At 62.7% G+C, this 2,831-nt stretch carries 2 protein-coding genes and 1 pseudogene; 2 read left to right on the plus strand and 1 reads right to left on the minus strand.

Translation table 11 applies throughout. The features are described 5' to 3' along the window. A pseudogene (locus AC1D00_RS34865) lies at positions 1 to 781 on the minus strand (MMPL family transporter); the annotation flags it as partial. 462 nt (positions 782 to 1,243) lie between these two features. Here AC1D00_RS34865 and ispH point away from each other — a divergent pair. Beyond that, positions 1,244 to 2,170 (plus strand): 4-hydroxy-3-methylbut-2-enyl diphosphate reductase, encoded by a 927-nt coding sequence (gene ispH, locus AC1D00_RS34870; protein ID WP_404554275.1) that lies wholly within the window; start codon positions 1,244 to 1,246, stop codon positions 2,168 to 2,170. Positions 2,171 to 2,205: 35 nt separating this feature from the next. Next, positions 2,206 to 2,831, plus strand: a 626-nt coding sequence (gene hpnH / locus AC1D00_RS34875; protein WP_477013806.1) for an adenosyl-hopene transferase HpnH, incomplete at its 3' end; no start/stop codon positions are given.

Consider the following 2,831-nt stretch of genomic DNA (forward strand, 5'->3'; position numbering starts at 1 on the left):
GCACTGGGCCGGTCAGCCGCACCCGCGCCTGGTATAAGGTCGCGAAATCGAGCTCCGCCGCGGCCTTGCGGATCGCGTCGGTGGCGCCCTTGCCGGGCTCCAGCGCGTTGTAGTCGAGGATCGGCTTGAACTCGATGAAGGYGCGCTTGTCGGAAGCCGTCAGCGGCTCGTCGCTGACGAGCTCGCGCCACGAGAAGCTCGCATTGCCCTTGTTGAGCACGGTCTCGACCGTCTGCGCGATCAGGTTGAAAGGCCGCGCGGTATTGTCGAGCTTGACCTGGCCGCGCTTGACGCCGGCAAGTCCCGTCTCCAGCGCGCCGGTCAGGCCGCGGATCGAGGGATCGCCCGCCATGATCTCGATCAGGGGCGCCGCAGCTTCGAACTGGCCGGTGGCCTTGGCGACCTCTTCGGTCGGCAGGAACAGCAGGCCGTTCCTCTCGAAGAACTCGCCGGTGCCGAGCTGCTGCATCGACTGGAAATTGGTCTTGTCGTCCTTCAGCCTGGCAAAGAGCGCGTCCGACGCCGCGGTCGCCATCTCCGGCGTCCTGGCCTCGACCACTGCCGTGATCGTCGCGTCGCGGTCGAAGGCGCGGTCGAACTGCTGGTCGCGCTGGCGCCAGTCCAGATTTTGGGCAATCAGCGAGTTGATGTCGGTGTTGATGGCGAAGTGCTGGGACGTGTAATAGCCGGCCCCCACCGAAAGCAGGAGCCCGAGAACGACGACGAGGGAGGCAAACCGGGTGCAGGCCCTGACGATGGCAACGACGACGCTTTGCAGCACTTCTTTTCTTTCTGCTGTTAACAGCTTGCCGGAAACGCCCGCTCTTTATCGGAGTTCCCGGGCGAAACCTATTGCTGTTTTGAGTGGTTCTCGCCGCCGGAAGGTTCGAGGTAAACGGCGCAGACCATGGCAAAATCATGCGGGACGGTCGGTATAGCCGGGGAGTTGAGGCGGGAAAGTGACGAAGGGGTGAGCACAAATGTCGCCATCTTGCTCACGGCGCTTTCTGTACTATATTACCATCGATTGAGCCGGCGGGGAACAATAGGTCCATCCGACCTTTCCTTTCTGCCGATTTTTTGACACAAAGTATTGCGCCTCCATGCGCCGGAGCCCCGACGGGGGTGGGTGGCTACCGCGTGCGCGAAACCAATGGTGCGGATATTGCAACTCATTGGTCAGTACGGGGTGCCCCCGGGGAACTTTGAAGCGGATTGGTGCAACTTGCGTGATGGGCGTCCTATGGAAGTTTATCTAGCGCAGCCGCGCGGTTTCTGCGCGGGCGTGGTGCGCGCGATCGAGATCGTGGAACGGGCCCTGGAGAAGTACGGCCCGCCCGTCTACGTGCGCCACGAGATCGTGCACAACAAATACGTGGTCGAGAGCCTGAAGAACAAAGGCGCCATCTTCGTCGAGGAACTGTCCGAGGTTCCGCCGAAGGCGGTGACCGTTTTCAGCGCCCATGGCGTCGCCCGCAGCGTCGAGGAAGAGGCCGCCGCGCGCGACCTTCCGGTGCTCAACGCCACCTGCCCCCTGGTCACGAAAGTTCACAATCAGGGGAAGCGCTATATCACCAAGGGCCGCACGCTGATCCTGATCGGCCATGCCGGCCACCCCGAGGTCGAGGGCACGATGGGCCAGGTTCCGGGGCCGGTGCTGCTTGTTCAAAGCGTTGAAGAGGTTAAGGCCCTTGTCCTGCCGGCGGATACGCCAGTGGCCTACATCACCCAGACCACCCTGTCGGTCGACGACACCAGGGACATCATTTCGGCCCTTCAGGCCCGCTTTACAGATATTCAAGGCCCGGATATCCGGGATATCTGCTATGCGACACAGAACCGCCAATCTGCGGTAAGGGACTTGAGCAAGCTGGTCGACGTGATCTTGGTGGTGGGCGCTGCCAACAGCTCGAACTCGAACCGGCTCCGCGAAATCGGCACTGAGGCCGGCGTCGCGAGTTATTTGATTGCCGACGGCAGCGCGCTCAATCCGGAGTGGTTGAAAGATGCCAAGACCGTCGGCGTCACGGCCGGCGCTTCGGCGCCTGAGGTACTCGTGGATGACGTGATCGAGGCGATGCGGCGGATCGGACCAGTCAAGGTCTCGGTGCTGCCGGGCCGCGAGGAGAACATCGAATTCCGGCTTCCGGCCGAACTGGCTGCGAGCTGACCCACCCGAATTTCAAGCCCAGAAAGAAACGTGTAATGGCTATCCCCTTCTTCAAGGAAATGCGTATCGGCGGTTATTTGCTCAAGCAGAAACTGCTTGGCCGCAAGCGCTATCCGCTCGTGCTGATGCTGGAGCCGCTGTTTCGCTGCAACCTCGCCTGCGTCGGCTGCGGCAAGATCGACTATCCCGACGCGATCCTCAACCGCCGCATGACGGCGCAGGAGTGCTGGGACGCCGCCGACGAATGCGGCGCGCCGATGGTGGCCATTCCCGGCGGCGAGCCGCTGATCCACAAGGAGATCGGCGAGATCGTGCGCGGCCTCGTCGCGCGCAAGAAGTTCGTCTCGCTCTGCACCAACGCGCTGCTGCTCGAGAAGAAGCTCGATCTGTTCGAGCCCTCGCCGTACCTGTTCTTCTCGGTGCATCTCGACGGCCTGAAGGACCATCACGACAAGGCCGTGTCGCAGAAGGGCGTGTTCGACCGCGCCGTCTCCGCGATCAAGGCGGCCAAGGCGCGCGGCTTCACCGTCAACGTCAACGCCACCATCTTCGACGGCCATCCGGCCGAGGAGATCGCCAAATTCCTCGACCTCACTGTCGAACTCGGTGTCGGCGTCTCGATGTCGCCGGGCTACGCCTATGAGCGTGCGCCGGACCAGGA

The sequence above is a fragment of the Bradyrhizobium sp. P2_E8 genome (genome assembly GCF_056403875.1).